Raw genomic sequence first — 20280 nt, 5'->3', positions numbered from 1 at the left:
TATCAAAGCCTTGCCGGATTTTTATTATATGGGGATTGTATGCGTTTGAAAAAATATATGAAAACAAAGATTTATCATCAAAGAAAAAAGAATATTGTTGGATTGCTGATATACTTGATTATTGTAGCTCTCTTTTTTTCGGCTTGTAGTAAAAGAGAAATTATATGGAGAAATTACAGTTCTTCACAGAATTTTGATAAAATAAAATTGCTGTTTGTAGATAATAATCATTCCGATATAAAAGAATTCAATCTAACGCCTCAAAAGAATAATCATATTTATATTCCTCATAATTATAGTTATGTAGGTTATGAATATGAAATGCCTTTGTGTTTACAGATTTATGAACCTGTTACTGAAGGGCGAAAAGATAAGATAGAAGTGTTTATTTTTGATGTAAAGAACTTTACTGAGTATGATGATAAATTTATTGTTGATGCAAAAGATGATGTTGCATCTTATTTGATGACATATTTTGATTCGGACTTAAAGAAAGACTGTACTATTTTTTCAAAAGATAATATCTTATATTATAAACAAAAAACTATATACGGCAGTAATGAAACTCTCGATAAAATATTAAATAAAATTGAGGAAAAAGATTATTTGGATTATACTGATTCTTTAGTAAATTTGGGAACTAAAAATAAGCATAATGGTTATATTGTGCAAAGTAAAATCGATAACAAATATATTTGGCTTTGGACTAGTCAATTTTAATAAGAGGGAAAAATAATGAGTACCGGATATTATGATTTATTTATTGTTGGATGTATTATATCTGTATTTCTTGTTCTTTTTATTAGAAAACGAAAAAAGATGTGTAGTATTGTAAAAGTATTAATTTATATTTTCATTATATGTTTTATTGTTATTTCAATGTTTTCTTTTTTTGAGGGCAATAATATTATTGAACTAGGATATGGTTTTCATTATAATGAAGAATTACTTGCTATTATGAGTGATTATTTGAATGTATCTGATATCCCTCCCGAAGTTCTTATGTATCAGTATGATGATAATTTTATAGTTGCAAAACAAAAACCTAGACGGTATAAGGAGTTCAATTATACTTATAATGAGGGCTATAAATATTCTAAAGGCTTGGATTCGGAGTATTATTGGATTATTAAAAAAAAAGAGAAAAAAGTTTTCGGCCCATTGGAATATAGTCAGTTTATTAGGCTGTGTGATGAGTTTTATGTACCGGAAAATTTAAGATTAAACTAAATTTGTTGAGATGTAATTTTGAGTTTTTATTATGGTTACAGGTATAAATAATATGGGAGATAAAAAAGTGAAAAAGAAATTTAGTTTGCTATTAATTGTTGTGTTAGGATTTATGATGGTTTCATGTTCTACATTTTCGCAAGGGAAAAAATATGAAAATTTTAAAAAATATATGAAGTCGCACGGATGGTCAGAAGTTAATTATAATCCTGACTTTTCTGATATTATTGAAACTGTATATTATCTTGTATATCAAGAGCCTTTAAAACGTGGAGTAACAGCTAGAAATGAGTGTAGAATTGCTGGTATCACTCTGCGTATAATAAATGATGCAAGTAGACCTGATGACCCCAACTTTATGGTATGGTTTTATATAATGTATGAAGGTAAAAGACATTATTTTATGAAAATAAATTATATGTTGGATGTTGTCGGTACATATACTTATGATTTATATGATATCAATGATAATTTTATAAGGGAAGAGACACGTAAAATATTTTATTAAATTGTTGTATAAAATCGAATATACAATTTGATAATATTTTTACAAAAAATTATTGAGTTGAGATAAATGATAAAATGAAAACAAAACTTTGCATTTATTCACAGTTCAACTATCTCTTTCGAACAGCGATTGAAGCAGAAATCCTTTTTGCGGTGTGTTTAAGCAAAAAGCAAGCTCTGACCGGAGGGAAGATCATTGCCTGTGAAGACAAATGCAGTAGGAAGTAAAAAAAAGAGGTGGTAGAACAATGAAAAAAAAATTATTTATTTTCATTAGCATATTTCTATTTTTTGTATATTCAAACGTAGTAACAGAAGATGATAAAATTTTACAATACGAAAATTTTGATCTATCAACAGAAGCTTTGATTAACTTAATAAAAAATGGTTTAGCAGGAGATGTATTTGATGGTATATATGTATTTAATTATTATGCATACTCAGTATGTGATATTTATAAAAGAAATGAATGGGCTGAATTTTTAGCTGAAGAAGATTTCGAGTTTTTTCAATGGGAGTTATCACGTGTACTAATAAATTTAAAGGAAAACCAATATAGTAAAACACGTTCTTTGTATTGGATTTTTCTTGCTGCAAAAAATGGAGATTGTAACGCAAAAATTACTATTGAAAAAGAAAATCTCAAATTAGAAAGCTCATATTCCATATTGGTAGAAGATATTTGTAATAAAGAAGACAGTATGCTGTCAGATTATGAGATAAAAATTTTAACAGATTATGCTTTGAGAGGGGGAGGAAAAGAAGCTTACCGTTTGTATGAATATTACCAAAATTATAAGCATAATGAAACTGAGGCTGTGTACTGGCTAAGGATAGGTGCTCAAAATTTTAATGATTTGAGTCAATATGAATATGGTAAATATCTTCTTGCTGCTGAAGATGAAAATAATAATATACGCGGTAGCTTTTGGATAAAAAAAGCTGCAAAAAATGGGAATGCACGAGCGAAAGATCTATTAAAAAAATTAGGAGAGGATGAAGATAGTGTTATTTTAATTTCTCAAGTAAAAACTTTTAACTTAGAAACTAAAGAACTAATTGATTTAACAAAAAAAGCTTTAGAAGGCAATATAGAAGCTGGAATACGAGTAAATGATTATTATGCACTTTCAGTATTTGATCATGATGAAGAGTTAAAGTGGGTTGAGTTTTTGGCGGAAGCAAATTTATCGAATAGTCAATATGCTATGTGGTATTATTTAAATTATGAGAATAAAGGAAGTGAATGTGAAAAAGCTCGTGGTCTTTATTGGCTTTTTCTTGCTGCAAAAAATGGACATGAACGTTCACAAACTATCATCAAAGATGAAAAATTAAAACTTGAAAGTTCATACCCCGCACTGAAAGAATATATCTACAAAAAAGAAAATGATAAAATTTCTGATTATGAAATCAGAGTATTAATCGACTATGCATTGCGAGGAGGAAAAAAAGAAGCTTATCACTTATATGAATATTACAAAAACTACAAAAAAGATGAAAATGAAGCCGTTTATTGGCTTAGGATAGGAGCACAAAACAAGAATTTGGATTGTCAATATGAATACGGTAAATATTTATTATCAAAAAATGATGAATACAGTAAAATAAGAGGCCGTTTTTGGATAAGGAAAGCCCTTAAAAAATACGACAAAGAAACAAAAACATTGGGAGAAAAAAACGAGTAGTTATTTATTAGAACAAGAAATATATCCTCTCTTTCGAACAGCGATTGAAACCTTACGGAGAACTATGGACATGCGAGTCAAAAACTGTTATGCTGTTTATTATAAAATGAGGAATTGTGAATGACGAAAAAGTCAAGATTAGTATTATTTGTAGTTGTAGTTTTTGCTGTTATCATTGCTATCATAATTAGATACCAACTTGATAAATATATCATTGCAGAATGTAAAACAGAATATCTCAAAATGAAAGATCAATTCGTATATGCTAGATATCGAAATAATGAATATGAGTTATGGACTAGTGATGAGTATTTTGTTCTTTCTGAAAAAGAATTCATTGAAAAAAATAAATCTTTAGAAAAACTACATCCGCTTGAGTTTGGAACTTATGGATATCATACATTTATACTGCTTGATGATAATACCATTGTTGCAGGCGGATCCGGAAATATTTTCTATATTGATATACGTACAAAAAAACTTTTAAGGCATTTACGGATGCCTGATAGGAAAGGTGTGTATTTTGATATTTACAATGATAAAGATCTTATATTTATATTTGAGGGCGTAGGTAAACGGATTATAAAAATAATCTTCCCATCTTGAATTCTCCTCTTTTTTTTGCTATATTGTTAACCATGAGAAAGATTATTAATTTTATTTTATTTGTTTCTTTTCTTTTAGCTGTTTTTTCATGTGCAAAAACTGAAAATCTGCAAAAAGAAAAAGAAATCGCTATTGCGGTTTTTGTTCCCGGTGTCAGGGCTGAAAGTCCTGTCTATGATATGTTGTCTTCCGGCGTAGAAGAAGCCGTTGCTTCTGCAATCGGAAACGGCAAAAAAGTAAGTTTAAAGATTTTGGAAGCCGGAACCAATCAGGCGGAATGGGGAACAAAACTTACTTCTCTGGCCGTGGACGGAAAATATGATTTGATTGTTTCTTCCAATCCCGCTATGCCCGGCATCGCAGCGCCTATTTCCAAACAATTCCCCAATCAAAAATTTTTACTCTTGGATGCATACTCTGAAGGAAATCCTATGATTACTACCTTTAGATACAATCAAAGGGAGCAGGCTTATATAGCGGGACATATTTCTGCCTTGGTAAGTTTAAGCAAGATGGAATTTGCAAATCCCGAAAAGAAAATCGGACTCATAGCAGGACAAGAATATCCTGCAATGATGAATATAATTTTGCCTGCCTTTATTGAAGGAGCTAAGGCCGTCGATCCCGAATTTACAGTCGATTTTAAAATTGTAGGAAACTGGTATGATGCAGCAAAGGGAGCCGAGCTTGCCCGTGCAATGTATAAAAACGGAGCGGATGTAATTATGCCTATTTCGGGCGGTGCAAATCAAGGTGTTCTTGCGGCTGCCAAGGAGTTGGGTTTTTATGTTTCATGGTTTGACGATAACGGTTATGCAAAAGCGAAAGGCTATGTAATTTCAAGTTCCGAAATGAAACAAAAAAAACTTGCACGCGAACAAATTTTAAATTTCATCGACGGAAAATTACAGGAAGGAACAGCTTCTACCCTAGGTATCAAAGAAGGTTATGTAAATTTTGTTTCGGATGATGAGATTTATATTCAAACAGTTCCCGAAGAAATCAGAAAACAACAAGATGAAATGTTAAAGAAAATAGTTGACGGTTCTTTGGATTTGTCGGTAAAATAAATTTTAAAATCGGATTTTGTGAAGTGAAAAAGACTACGGCCGAGTTAAGCGGCATTTATAAGATTTATGAAACGGAAAATAATCAAACCGGCGAGGTCTATAAAAATGCCGCTTTAACTAATGTGAACATAGAATTTTACACTTCCGAAATTCATGCCCTTCTCGGAGAAAACGGAGCCGGAAAATCTACCTTGGTAAATATTTTTTCGGGGCTTCTTTCTCCGACGCAGGGTTCAATAAAAATAGCTAATAAGGTTTTTAATTTTAATTCCCCGAATGATGCTTTAAATGCCGGTGTTGCGATTGTTCATCAGCGTCCCCGCCTTGCCGCAAATGCAAGCGTTTTTGAAAACATAATGATAGGAACAAAACACAGAAGCTTCTTATCGCTTATAAATCTTTATTCCGAAAAACAAAAAATAGAAAATTTAAAATCCAAATGGAATTTAGATTTGGATTTAAATGCCAAAATAAAAAATCTATCTGCAGATAAAAGATTTTATACTGCAATGTTTTCGGCTCTTTATACTAATCCGCAATTTTTAATTTTAGATGAACCTGCTTCCGTTTTTACGGATAAAGAGCGGCAGACTTTTTTTTCGGTATTAAAAAAAACATGTGCGGAAGAAAAAATAGGCGTTATTTTAATTACTCATAAGGTCGAAGAAGCCCTAAACTTTGCAGATAGGATTTCGGTTTTAAAAAACGGAAAAATGCAGGGCTCCTTTTTAACTGAAGATTTGGGAACCGATGATGAAGCCGAGCTTTTTATAAAAAAACAAATATTTTCAGGCGATAAATTTTTAAAGAGCGAAAAAGAAAAGCCCCATGATAAAAATACGGAAGAAAAAAAATCGGATTCCGGTTGCAGTTTTGAATTTTGTATTTCTTTTAATTCCGGATTCGGATCCGAAATAAAAAATTTTCAGGTTAAAGCCAAACGTGGAAACATTACCGGACTTGTAGGCTTTCCTAACAACGGTATCGAATACTTGGAGGATATTCTTTCAGGAATGGCTATGGGTAAGAAGACCGGTATGAGTAATAGGTACCATACCGGAAGTATAGTAATTGAAAATCCTAAAACGGAAAAAAAAGTTTTTAGCTGCGAAAAAATTACTCCATCCCTTCTTTTAAAAAATAAAATTGGCTTTATTCCCTCGGATAGAAATTTACGCGGTGCTGATGTAAATCTTTCAATCGAAGAAGTTTTAAATTGTTACCGCTTTAAAAATAATTTTTTCGATAAAAAAAATTCCGATGAATTTATTTTATCGTTATTGAAAGCTGAAAATATAACTGCCGATAAAAACCGTTTGGCGGGTACGCTTTCAGGCGGACAGCTCCAGCGTCTGATATTGTCCCGCTGTCTTGCTGAAAATCCTGAAATCATAATAGCAGCAGAACCTGCATGGGGTTTGGACCTTTTGAGCACGGAACTTCTTATGAATAAGTTTAGGGCTCTTGCCGAGCAGGGTAGAATCATTATAATATTAACAAAAGAATTTGATACGGCTTCTTATAAAAACGCTTTTGATGCCGTTTATTTTTTAGGAAAAGAAAATTGAAAAGGTATAAATTTTTAAGTTCGGGAGCAGCGTTTTTTCTCGGCACTCTGGTAATAATTATCTTTATTTCTCTGGGTTCTCAAAATCCTACGGAAGCCTTATCCGAATTTTTTTTTAAACCTTTTTCTTCCGTTTGGTATTTTGGAAACATGCTTAACAAAACTTCTCTTTTGTTGTTTGCAGCTTCAGGTTCTTTATTTGCTTTTAAATGCGGTTGCTTTAATTTGGGCGGAGAGGGGCAAATATATTTTGCAGGGCTTTTGACCGGAATACTTTTACAAAATACTTGGACGGAGCCAGTAATACAACTTGTTCTTACAGGCTTAATTGTTTTTTTTGCTTCGGGCTTAATCGGTCTTGTTTCAGGATTTTTAAAAATTAAATTTAATGCCGATGAGCTTTTAACTTCTTTTTTAATTTCTGCAGCTATATTGCCTGTCGTAAACTATCTTATCGGCAATCCTCTGCGGGATACATCGGGGAATTTACTTGCCTTGCCTCCCATAGCAGAAACTTTTGAGCTTAAAAGTTTTTTACCTCCGTCATCGTTAAATATTTCTTTTCTGTTTTCGATTATTTTGGTTTTGTTTTTTATTCTTTTTTTTACTAAAACAAAGTGGGGCTACCGCTTGCGGCTTTCGGGAACTGCTCCTGAGTTTTCCAAGTTTGCAGGTTTTTCGGTTTATGCTCCGCCTCTTGCAGGAATGGGTATTTCTGCAGGGCTTCACGGCTTAACAGGTTTTTTTGCAATTACAGGAACTTGGTATATTTGTCATCTTTCTTTTTCTTCGGGAATGGGATGGTCGGCTCTTGCGATAGCCTTAATTGCAAAAAATAGTTTCTTTGCAATTATTCCTGCCGCCTTCTTATACTCATGGATACAAAGTGCTTCCGATGCCGCAGTAATGTCCGGCTCCTTGGTTTTTGATACGGCTGTATTTTTACAGGCCGTAGTTTTTCTTTTTATTTCTGCAAACCTGTTGAGCTTAAACTTGAGCCTGCGCTTGAGTAAAAATATTTCACGGATAAAGACGATTCTTTTAAAAAGGAAGGAAATATGATTGAAGCCGCATTAGTCATCTTAAAAATGTCGGCTCCTCTTTTGTTCTTAGTTTTGGGAGCTCTCCTTACCGAATATTCAGGCTCCCTTGCGGTTTTTATGGAAGGCGCCGTTATCTTATCTGCATTTTTTTGTGCTCTTATAACCATAATAAGCGGCAATCCCTTTTTGGGTTTTATAGTTTCCGTGCTTTTAACTTCTTTTATTCTTTATTTGCTTGCATTGTTTACCGTTAAAACAAGGGCAAATTATTTCTTAACCGGCCTTTCTTTAAACCTATTTGCAGCCGGCTTTGTGCCTTGGGCATCGGAACTCTTTTTAAAAAAAGGCGGAGTGCTTTCCTTTGAAGACTTTGAAGCCTCCTCCCATCTTGTTCCCGTAAATAACCTTAATCCGTTTTTTGCCGGCTTAATTTTGGCCATTGTAATCTTTGTGCTGTTAAAATACAGCTCCAAGGGAATCAGCTTAAAATATTCAGGTGAGGCACCCGACGTACTAATTGCTCACGGAATAAATCCCAATAATTATAAAATATTTTCATGGACCATCGCAGGTTTTTTTGCAGCTTGTGCAGGATCGACTCTTGTGTTCCGTCTTGCCGCCTATACTCCGAATATAAGTGCGGGAAGAGGATGGACTGCCTTAGCTGCAATCTTTTTGGGAAATAAAAATCCTCTTTTATGCACCCTCGCTGTCTTGCTTTTTTCTTCAGCTGAATATGCTGTAAATATCATGCAGGGTGCAGTTAAAATCCCATCAGGAATTTTATTGGCTGTTCCTTACATTACGGCTCTTATATTTTTTATTGCAGCGCCTTCCGTTAGAAAAAGGTAAACTGAAAAACTGAAGCTCTTGTTTTTTTATCTATAATTTGTTAAATTAAATATAACTTATTTTAACATTTATGGAGGCGTTATGAGTAAGGGTTTAAAAATCGGATTGATTATTTTGGCTGTTGTTCTTGTTTTGGTTTTCAGCTTATATAATTTTTTTGTAGGAACATATAATTCTATTGTTAAAGCAGAAGAAGGTGTAAAGTCTGCATGGAGTCAGGTAGAAAATGTTTATCAAAGACGTTTTGATTTAATTCCCAATTTGGTAAATACTGTAAAGGGATATGCGAGCCATGAAGCTAAGGTATTTACGGATATCGCAGAAGCAAGGTCAAAGGCCGGCGGGGTTATGCAGGTTTCCGATGAGGTTTTAAATAATCAGGAATCATTTGAAAAATTTCAACAGGCCCAAAGTGAACTTGGATCAGCCTTACAGCGTTTGTTGGTTATCACCGAAAACTATCCTGAGCTCAAGGCAAATCAAAACTTTATGGATTTACAAACTCAGCTTGAAGGAACGGAAAACCGTATTGCCGTTGAACGCAAAAGATATAACGAAGCCGTTCAATCATACAATGTTTATATAAGACAATTCCCGCGTTCCATTATTGCAAACATGAACGGCTTTAGAGAAAAGGCTTATTTTAAGGCCGATGATCAAGCCTCGACCGCTCCTAAGGTCAACTTTTAAAAATTATGCAAAAAGATAAAATCTTAAAAAAGATAATTGTTTTATGTTTTTTTATCTTTTATAATTTTAATTCTTTCGGCTTAGCCGTTCCTTCGCTTTCCGGCCCTGTAGTCGATAAGGCCGGAATTCTTTCGAGGAATGAATTTAATAAAATAGAAAATTTTCTTTTGGATTTGAACAATAGGTCTCAAATTCAAATAGCGGTTTTGATTGTTCCGTCCTTAGAAGGCGAATCTATTGAAGATTATTCTATGCAGGTTGCCGAAAAATGGAAGTTGGGTGATAAAGAAAAAGACAGTGGAGCTCTTTTGCTCGTTGCAGTTAAGGATAAAAAGCTTCGTATTGAAGTAGGTTACGGTCTTGAACAAAACTTGACCGATTCCAGAAGCGGTCAAATCATCCGAAACTTTATCGCTCCTCAATTCCGTTCCGGTAATTACGGTGAAGGAATCTATGACGGGATTAAAGCTATGGCGGCTTATGCCTCAGAAGATGAAAGCCTCTTAAAAGAAATCGCTGTCTCAGATGAAGATGATGAAGGCGGATTTCCGCACATTTTATTATTTTTAATTTTTGCCTATCTTATGATTTCAAAATTTCTTCCGGGCGGGCTTTTTTGGATATTCTACTTGCTTTCCCGAAGAGGCAGAGCGTCTTCAACAGGTTCCTTTTTCGGCGGCTCGATAGGAAGATCGTCAGGCCGTGGTTTTTCGGGCGGAGGATTTTCAGGAGGCGGCGGCAGCTTCGGCGGAGGCGGTGCTTCAGGAGGTTGGTAGCATGAGTAAGGTTCTTAATTTTGCCCATAGAGGTTTCCGAAGTAAGTATCCTGAAAACACGATGCTTGCTTTTTCTAAAGCAGCTGACCTAGGTGTTGACGGCATAGAGTTTGATGTTCATCTTTCTTTCGACGGTGTACCCGTTATTATTCATGATGAAGCATTGGATAGAACCTGTAATGCTTCAGGTCTTGTAAAAGATTTTTCCTTTGCCGACTTAAAAAAAATAAATGCCGCAGCAAATTTTAAAAGTTCGGAAGCTGCAAGCGGAATAAAACATTTGGATGAAAAGATTCCTTCTCTTGAAGAATATTTTGATTTTATAAAGAATAAAGATATTATTTCCAACATTGAATTAAAGACAGGTGTCTTTGAATATCCGGAAATAGAAGAAAGAGTATATGCTCTTTTAAAAAAATATAATCTGCAAGATAAATGTATAATTTCTTCTTTTAATCATGAAAGTGTTTTGAGGATGAAAAAGATAAACTCTTCTCTTGTATGCGGCTTTTTGGTTGACTCTTGGGATTTGCATCCGACCGCTTATTTAAAGAAGTACGGTGTAGAATGTTATCATCCCCCTGCATATAGGCTTACAAAAGAATTCGTAGATGAGCTCCATAATGAAAGTCTTAGGGTCAATGCTTGGTTCGGGGCAATCCAGACAGATTATTCAAAAATTTTAAGCACAGGTTTGGATTCAATTATAACGGACTATCCCGATAAAATTGCCGCTTTATTGTGAAGGTTAGTCTAGTATAAATTTAAAAATATAGATATAATTATATTATGAAATGGGCATTGGTTTTATCGGGCGGAGGCGCAAAGGGTCTTGCCTACATAGGAATGTTTAAAGCTCTGGAAGAATTGGAATATCCGCTTCCTGATTGTATTGTCGGATGTTCTATGGGCGCAATTATCGGCGGGCTCTATGCTTCAGGCATGACCGTAGATGAAATGATTTCTTTCTTCTTAAAAGATTTTAATCTAACCGACTACTTGGATGTATCGCATTTGGGTTTTGGCCTGACTAAGCTGACAAAGCTTTTACAAATAGGAGCAAGTTTAAATAATTTAATTTCTCATCAGGGGGCAGACTCGGGCGAAAAAAGTTTAACTCTTTTTAAAAAACTTTCCTGTTATCAAACCTTTGATCAGCTTAAGATTCCTTTCTATTGTAATGCAACAGATTTATGCGAAGGGAACGAAGTGGTTTTTGATAAGGGCTTTTTAGCTGATGCGATGAGAGCTTCGTACTCCTATCCCGGTTTTTTTGCTCCGTTTAATTATAACGGGAAACTTTTTGTAGACGGTTGTGTAAAAAACAATACGCCTGTTTGGATTGCCAAGGAGAAAGGTTTTAAAAATATTTTGGCTGTAACGCTTGGGACTTTTAAGACGATAAATAATGATGCTCTGGATTCTTCAATTTCAGTTTTAACAAGATGTCTGGAAGTAGCTGCGATAAGATCCGATTATAGTGTACGCAATACTCCAACCCATATTCTTGATATTGATACGGATATGGTTTCTCATGACTTTTCAGATCCGCTCTCCCAAATTCAAATGGGATATTCTATAACTATGAATAATAAAAAAGAGCTCCTTGAATTCTTTCAAAAAGGATTTTCCGGTTTTTTGAACCGGAGGCGTATGACCAAAAAAACTATTAAAAGGTTAAAGAATGAAAAAGTTTTTTAAAAAAATTAGATTTTTTGATGTTATAATCCTTGCTGTAATTATTTCATTTATAACTTTGACGGCTCTTTTTATATATTCTTCAGATAATTCGGCTCTCTATTTATCGGTGCGGACACCGAAAGGAGATTGGATCTATCCTATGAATACGGATATATCTTTTGTTGTTGAAGGTGAAACCGGGCCTGTAAGTATAAAAATCGAAAACAATGAAGCCTTTGTTGTCAGCTCAACTTGTTCGAATAAAACCTGTATAAGGGCTCCGAAATTAAAAAATTACGGCGACTGGAATGCCTGTCTTCCAAATAAGGTCTTTTTATCCGTAGAAAAAAAATAAAACTTTTTTAATATGCCGGTATTTTAATATATCCGCTCCCTTGTTTTTTTTTAAGATTTGATGTAATATTTTCTATAATATGTGCACAAAATATGGAACCTTTAAACTCGGTTCGGAAATTTTTTCAGTAGAAAATCCTCTTACGATTGCCGAAATAGGAACAAGCCATAACGGCTCTATTGAAAGGGCTATAAAATTGATAGATGCGGCTCAAGAAGCCGGAGCAAGGGCCGTAAAATTTCAAATTATTTATGCCGATGAAATTCTTCATCCGAATACGGGCTATGTGGATTTGCCTACGGGAAAGATTCCTCTTTATGAGCGTTTTAAAAGTTTGGAACTTCCCGTAAGCTTTTACAAAGAGCTTGCCGAATACAGCCGATCAAAAAAACTTTTGTTTTCGGCCAGCCCATTCGGATTTAGATCTGCTGAGGAACTTGCCGCATTAAAACCCGATTTTATAAAAATAGCTTCACCTGAACTTAATTATGTACAGCTTTTAAAATATTGCGCTAATTTTAATATTCCTATGATTTTATCGAGCGGGGTTTCCCTTTTAAAAGATATTGAAAAGGCTGTCAGTTTTTTACGTTCTGAAAATAAGGATTTGCCTCTGGCTCTGCTTCACTGTATTACATCTTATCCCGCGCCTGAAAAAGAATACAATGTTTCGGTGATAAAAAACTTGAGCCGTATCTTCGGTATTGCATGCGGTGTCAGCGATCATTCTTTAGATCCGATTTTAGTTCCGGCCTTAACGCTTGCATCAGGAGGCTTTATAATAGAAAAACATATCTGTCTTTCCCGTAAAGAAGAAGGCTTGGATGATCCTGTTGCCTTAGAGCCTGATATGTTTAAAAAAATGTGTTCCGCCGTAAATTCCTTTTCTAAAAAAACTTATGATAAAATTATAGAAGGCTTAACAAAATTAAACTATTCCCTTGAGCTTATAAACGAAGTTATCGGATCAGGAGAAAAAAAATTGAGTCCGGCTGAAAGTAAAAACTACGGACGCACAAATAGGTCTATTCATTATCTTCACGATTTAAAAAAAGGAGATGTAATAACCGATAAGGATATTGCCGTTTTAAGAACGGAAAAAATTTTATCTCCGGGAGAGGCTCCTGAGATGTTCGATAGTTTTATCGGAGCCGTTTTACAAAGAGCCGTTAAGTCCGGTGAAGGCCTATTGATACAAGATTTTCTTACAAGGAAATAAAATATGAGTAAAAACTATTATAATGACATGGGAAATATTTTACGGGATGCTCTTACTTCCGATGAAGATCCTTTTGAAGCGGCGGCTCAAAGATCAAACGGACGCTACCGTACTATGGGAGGACGGATGGAGAGGCGGCCGCCGCCTAAAGTAGATAAAGAGGCTATAAGGGTTCCCGTTCCTCCTGAACTTGTAGAAGATTTTGCCGTTTTAAATGTTTTATCGGGTGTGCCTCTTGATGAATGTAAAAGATCATGGAAGCGTTTAATAAAAAAGCATCATCCCGATGTTCAAAGCTCGCCTTCAAAGCAGACCGAAGCGAATATGATAATAAGGCGCATAAATAATTCTTATCGTAAAATAGAAACTTGGTTTAAGACAGGAAAGATTTTATCTGAAAAAGACTTAAACTCATAAGGGATTATAAATTGAAAAGGACTTTTTTTTTAATTTTATTATTTTTTTTCTTGCAGACTGCATATTCCGAAAGTACAATTTATGAGCTGGGACCTAAAAGTGAAGACATAATTGTTTTTACTGCTGCAAGGAATCAAAATAACGAGTCAACCTTTTCTACGGAACTTTTAGAAAATTTTGCAAAAGAGCTAAAGGAGTTTCCTCTTCAAATACGTGTTATAATTGCAATTACCGATAATGATTTTCCGGATCTGCCTGAAAGTATCAATATAATAGAATCTCAAAATACAAAAAAACTTATTTCAAAAATAAATGAAAGTAAATCAAGTCTTGTGTTTGTTTTATCGGATGGCCCTTCCGATAGAGCCGTATTGAGTGCCGGAGCTGTAAAAAAAACTTCGCCTCCATGGATGTTAAAAGATTTACAGGAGATTTTACAAAAGCAGAATATTTCTGTCGATTTTAAATATAATAATATTATCCTGTATCGTCTTGGTATTATCAGTGATAATATGCTGACTGAGTATTTAAAAGAAGGTATTCCTGCGATAAGAATATCTTATGGAGCCGATATACGCCCTGTTTTAATCTCTTTAATAAATACTTACACACAAGGAATTTCATCGGAATGGGATAAACATTATAATATAAAAAATTTTTTCGGTCTTAGAATTATAAGTGAAAAAATATTGGTAATTTTAATAATAGTTGTTGCCCTATTAGGTCTTTTTTATATCTTTATATTCAGTTTTTTATTTGACAGAAGAAGAGAAAAAAATATAAGAGATCTTCTGCTTTTATGGCGGGTTCCTGTTTTCTTTTTTATAATTAATTTATTTGCCCTATATATGGGAGAATATCTTACAACTCTTTTATTTTCTATTAAATTCGGTTTTCAAGATTCTATTAAATTTCTGCCTGTAACGGCTATTTTATTAAAATTATTATTTTCCATTATAATAGTTTCTTTATTTGCGTATGTAAGCAGATATTTAAAACTGCCTAATAATATTTTTATCTACGGATACTTGGTTAGTATCGTTTGCTTTTTAAATATATTTATTTTTTCGAGAGTAAATTTATCATTAGCAATTATAGTATTGGAAATTTATATTTTATCTTTTTTTTCTTATCACTTTCAAAAAATATACACTCAAATACTTTTTCTTATTTTAAATATCTTATTGTTGGTTTATTATTTTGGGGATGTGCTGTTCATTAAAGACAATCTTATTGATATTTTATTTTATGCAAATAATACGTTAGCTTCAATGTTTATCCTCCCATATATGTTAATGTTTATACGGTTATTTATGCAGTTAAAAAAAGAACGGCCGGGGATAAAATATATGCATCTCAAGATTATAGGATCTATAACATTGCTTACCTGCGTTTTTATTGGTTTGATTTTAATTTATCCGTCATTTTTGCATCCAAAAAATAAAAAGGAATTTATTTTATATAATATTGAAAATGGAAATAAATATATATCTGTTATTTCTGATATTAAAAACGATCCTGAAAAAATTGATGAAGATAAAGAGTTTTATCGATTATCAAATATTAAGGAAGATGATTTTATAAAAGTGCAGTCTGGAACGCAAAATTATCTTGAGCGTATTATAGGTGAAGTGAATATAAATCCTCTTGTTAAAGCTGCCGTTATACAGGTTATTATAAGCCGCAGTGACGGATTTCCTGTTTATGAAGCAAATATGGATTTTAAAAAATCGAATGAAGGAAAAAATGCGGAATTTATTTCGCCTATTAACTTAACGGAGCCTTTTTCTATAAAATTTTCAGGAGAAAAAAATGCTGTCTTGCATGTAAAAATTCTTGCATGGTTTTATGATAATCCGTTAAATTCTGATTTTGAATTTTTAAGCGATAATTTAAAGAATAAAAAAATCATTTTTCATGTTATAAAAGAATTTGATTTGATACCTAAAGCGGAGTCTTAAGATGACGGCGGAAAAAGTTTTTTTTCATGTTGATATAGATGCTTTTTTTGCTTCCGTTGAGCAGCTTGATAATCCCGAGTATAAGGGTAAGCCTGTAATTGTCGGCGGTCAATCGGAAAGAGGTGTTGTTTCCACTTGTTCCTATGAAGCCCGAAAATTTGGAGTTCATTCCGCCATGCCGATTTTACAGGCTAAAAAGCTTTGTCCGAGCGGTATATTTTTAAGATGCCGCATGGATCGATATCATGAAAAATCAAAAGAAGTCATGGCTATTTTTAAAGATTTTACTCCCGAAATAAAACAAATTTCCGTGGATGAAGCATTTTTAAATATGACGGGAATGGAAAAAATATTCGGTACTCCTAAAAATTCAGCACTTCTATTAAAAAAAACTATAAAAGAAAAAACGGGCTTAACCGTTTCTGTGGGCTGTGCTCAAAATAAATATATTGCAAAGATAGCATCCGGCCGCTCAAAGCCTGACGGACTTTTTATTGTAAAGGCCGGTGAAGAAATTGATTTTATGAAAAGCCTTCCCTTAAAGGATGTATGGGGAGTAGGAGGAAAAACGCGAGAAAGACTTATTGCTGCAGGTTTGACTACCGTGCCCCAAATTTTTAATTCAAGCGAACATCTTTTACAAAGTATTTTAGGAAATGCATCCGGCAGTTTTTTATTTCAGGCTGTACGAGGAGAGCTTTATGATGTTTTTAGTGATGATGTTAAATCTCATTCGATAAGTACGGAACGCACTTTTGAGCATGATTTATTTTCTCATGCTGAGATAGATGATGTTATGTTTTATCTTGCATCTGAGCTTATGTATAGAATATTTGATGAGAAGATAAAAGGGAAAACCGTTTCAGTGAAAATACGCTATAATGATTTTACTACTGTTTCAGTTCAATCGACGGGAGCGGTTGTTAATGATACTCAAGACTTATTTGAGCGGGCTAAAGAACTTTTTTATAAAAAATTCGATAATAAAACTCCCATAAGACTGCTTGGTTTGTGTATTATGAATATTGAATCAGCCATTCCCGAAGTGCAAACAGAATTATTTTACAGTGAAAAGAATGTAAAAAAAAGAAAGATTGAAGAAACTATGTATGCTCTCACAAAAAAAGAGGGAAAGAATATTTTAAAACCTGCGCGCCTTTTAAAAAAAGATAAGGATGGCCGTGAATGAAAAAAATACTTTCAATTGTGTTCTGTATTTTTTTGTTAAGCTTTGTACATGGTTTTGAAAATGATGAAAACCCGAATGTAGATTTCGGTATTGATTTAATTAAAAATAGAACAGGAGAAAATAAGGCCGGTCAATATTTTAAAAAATTTGATAAAGATAATACCGTTCTTTTTTTAGACGGGTTTTGGGATATTGAATTTTTAGGACTTTCAAGTTTTGAATTTTTTAACGGTTATGCAAAGGTAAATTCTTTTCAAGGCGTATTTAAACAAAAAGCTAATTTATCGTTATTGCTTTTATTGAATAATTCATTTTATTTTGAAACGCTTTATAAAGATGATTATAAAAAAAGTACTTTAGCCTTCGGTTATTTTGGAAAAGAAGATTCTCCTATTAAACATATTCGTGCAGCAAACAATAATATAAAATTTCCTCTCAACTATGGGTATATAAATACCGGAGGCGGTAAATTCATAAGTCCGGGTATCATGGGAGCCTTTGCAGGGGATAAATGGAATGCCGATGTTATGCTTCGATATGAAAGCTCCGAGTACAATTCAAAAACATATTACGGTAATACGGAAATTATAGAAAATAAAATTTCTATTAATACATGGCAAAAAGCGAGACATTTTTATATTCCTGCAGATAATTTATATGGAAAACCTGTCGTAATTTTTGTCAAAGATTTTGCAGGGGGTCAATGGCGTCCCTTAAGTTCTGATGAATTTTCAGTCGATCCACGGTTAAAAGTTTTATCCTTAAAAAAATCTTATCCCGAAGGGGTTGCTGTAAATTATTTTGATTTAGAGAACGATCCTTTCAATCCGATTAATCCGGCAAATAAGCATTTAGATAATGTTAAAAATTATTTTTCAACTTTAAGTGCTATTCCGGGGGTAAATGAAATAATTACTTCTATACCTGCTAATATTAACGGATATAAAAAAAATATTTTTGGTAAAGATTGTTTAATTTTAAAAGAGAAAAAATTTTCACCTTTTGAAATTGCATCACGATATAATGCTACTCAGGTCAAAGCTGATTCCTCCTTATCGGTTGTTGATACGCATAATCAAAACGTGAATAATGATTTTACGGCAAATATAGAAACGACCGATAATTTTTTGAGCGGTTTTCAAAAGTTACAATTCATTCAGGTTTTGGATTCAAGTAAGAATTATGATTTTATTAATCCTGAGCAAATGTTTCCATTTTTTAAAACTGATTATAAGATATATCTTCCTGACAATTCCGATGCGTCCGATCTAAGTTTGCAAATATTATGTAAAAATTATACGCCAACGGCAGGTTTTACTTTGCCTGATACGGCTATCCCGGGAAGTATTCGTGTTTTAAAAAATAAAATAAGAATATTTAACTTTTCTTATAATGAATCTAATCATACATTGACAATAAATGAACCTGTTTTTTCAAATGATATTATAGAAATTCAATGGAAGGAAGGTTTGACATATTCGGATTCCGGTATTACAAGGTTTGCAGCAGGAGCGCATTGGAAGCCGATTAAAGGTTTTGATATCTTTTTTGCAGGTTCCGGCGATTGGGAAAATACGAAGAAAACTAATCCTATTGATACATATAAACTTTCAAGCGGTATCGATTATCAAAATCAAAAAATAAAAACGGGAACAGCCGTAGGCTTTGAAGCCGATGTTGATCGTAATAAAAAGACAAGAGAACAATTTTATTCTTTTCAAAATAAAGCATATTTTAATTATAGTTTTGCAGGCCCTTTATATTCTAAAAATAATGTGCCTATTTTTTCTAATCCTCTTTTTAATTTTGAAGAAAATTTTATAAGCAGTAAAAAATCTTTAAATCTTCATACAAAAACTAATTCAGCTCTTGATATTTGGAAGATAAAATTGGCAGGCTTGTTATCTTTAAAAACTGATTTTTCGCCGAAAAATTCAGGCTTGAATATTATTGAAAGTTACGGTCATTCTGTAATAATACCGATTTATTTTTTTAGTGCTTCAGAAGATTTTTTTGTCAACATATATGATTCTATATTAAGGCGTGAATGTAAAATCGATTTTCAAAAATATATAGATATAAATTATATTACCGCTATTGACTACAATAAAGATTATACTTCCCAAAAAATATTTACATCAATTGCACCTATTATTCCTCAGGCAAAATTCGGAACAATATATACTCAGATAAGTTTTTCCGTGGGGCAAAAATATAAAACTATTTTTAATCCTTCATCTTTATTTTATGATGAGGCATGGAAAAAAAGCTTAATCGATATGTATTCGCCGGGTGAAAAAAATGCCGAAAACAGAGCCGCAGATATAAAGTTTTTATTCAATTATTTTACAAATGAAGAAGATAAAACGGGTATTAGGTTATCGGGTTTAAATTTTGAAGCTTTTTCGAAAACAAATTTTCAAAATAAAAAGCAAAAAGAATCCGGTGATGAAACGGGTATTGAAATTTCCATACCATTTAATACTGGTAAAATATTTTTTTCACCGATTATAAAAAGGAAAGTTACAAAAGAGAAAAGAGCTATAGAAGCTGAAAAACTTGAATCCTATGCTTTAGATTTGAATTCTTTATTTACAGGTTTAGGCGAACAATATTGGCTTTTTTCAAAACCTTTTTTTTATGACATGTTTGATCAAAAAATAAACAGTCAGATTCAAACCAAAAATAAAAACTTATTTTACAGCTTCTTTAATTCTTACGGGTTTAACCTTTCAAGGTTGATAAGCGGAACCATCAAAGATTTATACACTCCCTTGGAATTCGGTACAGCTGTATCCAGATTGGTACAATCCTCTCAATTAAATTCGGGGCAAAGCAATATATACGGACTTGATTTTTCCTTTAGGTATACGGCTTTAAATATTTCAGGTAAATACGGTTATTTCAATTGGTTTAAGTTTTATGAGCAAGATGAATTAAACCGGCTTTATAAATTCGCTTTTTCGTTTGGAAAAAACTTTTTTAAATTTAACTTTAATTCAAATCATAGTCTTTATTTTTTCTTTGACTCAAATAATAAATTGAGTTTTGAAAACGAATTTTTATATACGGCTTCAAAAATAGGTATGCAAAAACTTTTAACTGATGAATGGAAAGAAAAATTCAGTGCGGCATTTTCTTATAGGGGAGGCAAATCTCTTCCCCGTTTGATAATAGAAACTTTTTCAAAAATACCTCTGTCGGACAGCAGAGAAGAAAAACTTTCTGTGGAGTTCTCACAAAATAAGAGTTTACCAAAACTTAACTATAAGGTTTCTTTTAAACATTCACAATCAACAAAGATAGGCTCTCATGGAGAGATAAAGATATTTGCAGAATTTGAAGGAGCATCTACAACGGCGAATTCTTTTTTGCTCAATATAAATGCAGGAATTTCAGGAAAGGTGGATTTTTAAAGAGTTAAGAAGTT

At 33.0% G+C, this 20280-nt stretch carries 19 protein-coding genes; all 19 read left to right on the top strand.

What is annotated here, in order from left to right:
• Nucleotides 1-39 precede the first annotated feature (39 nt).
• The 19 genes from HO345_RS08590 (at nt 40) to HO345_RS08500 (ending at nt 20266) form a co-directional block, all read left to right on the top strand.
• A complete protein-coding gene (locus HO345_RS08590; protein ID WP_253682533.1) occupies nt 40-720 on the top strand; it encodes a hypothetical protein in 681 nt (226 codons plus the stop codon).
• 15 nt (nt 721-735) lie between these two features.
• Nucleotides 736-1230 (top strand): DUF3997 domain-containing protein, encoded by a 495-nt coding sequence (locus HO345_RS08585; RefSeq protein WP_253682532.1) that lies wholly within the window; start codon nt 736-738, stop codon nt 1228-1230.
• Nucleotides 1231-1261: 31 nt separating this feature from the next.
• Nucleotides 1262-1738, top strand: coding sequence for a hypothetical protein (locus tag HO345_RS08580; RefSeq protein ID WP_253682531.1), 477 nt, complete (start codon nt 1262-1264; stop codon nt 1736-1738).
• Between the two features lie 247 nt (nt 1739-1985).
• Nucleotides 1986-3425 carry an SEL1-like repeat protein gene (locus tag HO345_RS08575; RefSeq protein WP_253682530.1) on the top strand — a complete coding sequence of 480 codons (1440 nt, stop codon included), beginning with the start codon at nt 1986-1988 and terminating at the stop codon, nt 3423-3425.
• Nucleotides 3426-3545: 120 nt separating this feature from the next.
• Entirely contained in the window at nt 3546-4031 is a 486-nt protein-coding gene (locus tag HO345_RS08570; protein WP_253682529.1) for a hypothetical protein, read from the top strand.
• A 32-nt stretch (nt 4032-4063) separates the two neighbouring features.
• A complete protein-coding gene (locus tag HO345_RS08565) occupies nt 4064-5101 on the top strand; it encodes a BMP family ABC transporter substrate-binding protein (protein ID WP_253682528.1) in 1038 nt (345 codons plus the stop codon).
• 23 nt (nt 5102-5124) lie between these two features.
• Nucleotides 5125-6669 carry an ATP-binding cassette domain-containing protein gene (locus tag HO345_RS08560; RefSeq protein WP_253682527.1) on the top strand — a complete coding sequence of 515 codons (1545 nt, stop codon included), beginning with the start codon at nt 5125-5127 and terminating at the stop codon, nt 6667-6669.
• Entirely contained in the window at nt 6666-7730 is a 1065-nt protein-coding gene (locus HO345_RS08555; RefSeq protein WP_253682526.1) for an ABC transporter permease, read from the top strand. The genes HO345_RS08560 and HO345_RS08555 overlap by 4 nt, the downstream gene beginning before the upstream one ends.
• Nucleotides 7727-8563, top strand: coding sequence for an ABC transporter permease (locus HO345_RS08550; RefSeq protein ID WP_253682525.1), 837 nt, complete (start codon nt 7727-7729; stop codon nt 8561-8563). The genes HO345_RS08555 and HO345_RS08550 overlap by 4 nt, the downstream gene beginning before the upstream one ends.
• A gap of 81 nt (nt 8564-8644) precedes the next feature.
• On the top strand, nt 8645-9253 hold the full coding sequence (locus HO345_RS08545) for a LemA family protein (RefSeq protein WP_253682524.1): 609 nt from the start codon (nt 8645-8647) through the stop codon (nt 9251-9253).
• A gap of 5 nt (nt 9254-9258) precedes the next feature.
• Entirely contained in the window at nt 9259-10029 is a 771-nt protein-coding gene (locus HO345_RS08540) for a TPM domain-containing protein (protein WP_010692302.1), read from the top strand.
• Nucleotide 10030: 1 nt separating this feature from the next.
• Nucleotides 10031-10774, top strand: coding sequence for a glycerophosphodiester phosphodiesterase (locus tag HO345_RS08535; RefSeq protein ID WP_253682523.1), 744 nt, complete (start codon nt 10031-10033; stop codon nt 10772-10774).
• Between the two features lie 44 nt (nt 10775-10818).
• Complete coding sequence (locus HO345_RS08530) at nt 10819-11730, top strand: patatin-like phospholipase family protein (protein ID WP_253682522.1); 912 nt, start codon at nt 10819-10821, stop codon at nt 11728-11730.
• Complete coding sequence (locus HO345_RS08525) at nt 11714-12064, top strand: NusG domain II-containing protein (RefSeq protein WP_253682521.1); 351 nt, start codon at nt 11714-11716, stop codon at nt 12062-12064. Before HO345_RS08530 ends, HO345_RS08525 begins: the two co-directional genes overlap by 17 nt.
• Before the next feature lie 79 nt (nt 12065-12143).
• Nucleotides 12144-13283 carry an N-acetylneuraminate synthase family protein gene (locus tag HO345_RS08520; protein WP_253682520.1) on the top strand — a complete coding sequence of 380 codons (1140 nt, stop codon included), beginning with the start codon at nt 12144-12146 and terminating at the stop codon, nt 13281-13283.
• 3 nt (nt 13284-13286) lie between these two features.
• Nucleotides 13287-13700, top strand: a complete 414-nt coding sequence (locus HO345_RS08515) for a J domain-containing protein (protein WP_253682519.1) — start codon at nt 13287-13289, stop codon at nt 13698-13700.
• Nucleotides 13701-13711: 11 nt separating this feature from the next.
• Nucleotides 13712-15661, top strand: coding sequence for a cation-translocating P-type ATPase (locus tag HO345_RS08510; RefSeq protein ID WP_253682518.1), 1950 nt, complete (start codon nt 13712-13714; stop codon nt 15659-15661).
• A 1-nt stretch (nt 15662) separates the two neighbouring features.
• Complete coding sequence (gene dinB, locus HO345_RS08505; protein WP_253682517.1) at nt 15663-16850, top strand: DNA polymerase IV; 1188 nt, start codon at nt 15663-15665, stop codon at nt 16848-16850.
• A complete protein-coding gene (locus HO345_RS08500) occupies nt 16847-20266 on the top strand; it encodes a hypothetical protein (protein ID WP_253682516.1) in 3420 nt (1139 codons plus the stop codon). Before dinB ends, HO345_RS08500 begins: the two co-directional genes overlap by 4 nt.
• Nucleotides 20267-20280 lie beyond the last annotated feature (14 nt).

The organism is Treponema denticola (genome assembly GCF_024181645.1).
GTDB lineage: Bacteria > Spirochaetota > Spirochaetia > Treponematales > Treponemataceae > Treponema_B > Treponema_B denticola_A.
Note: the sequence above shows the minus strand (reverse complement) of the source record. Positions and strands in the feature narration are given on the sequence as shown.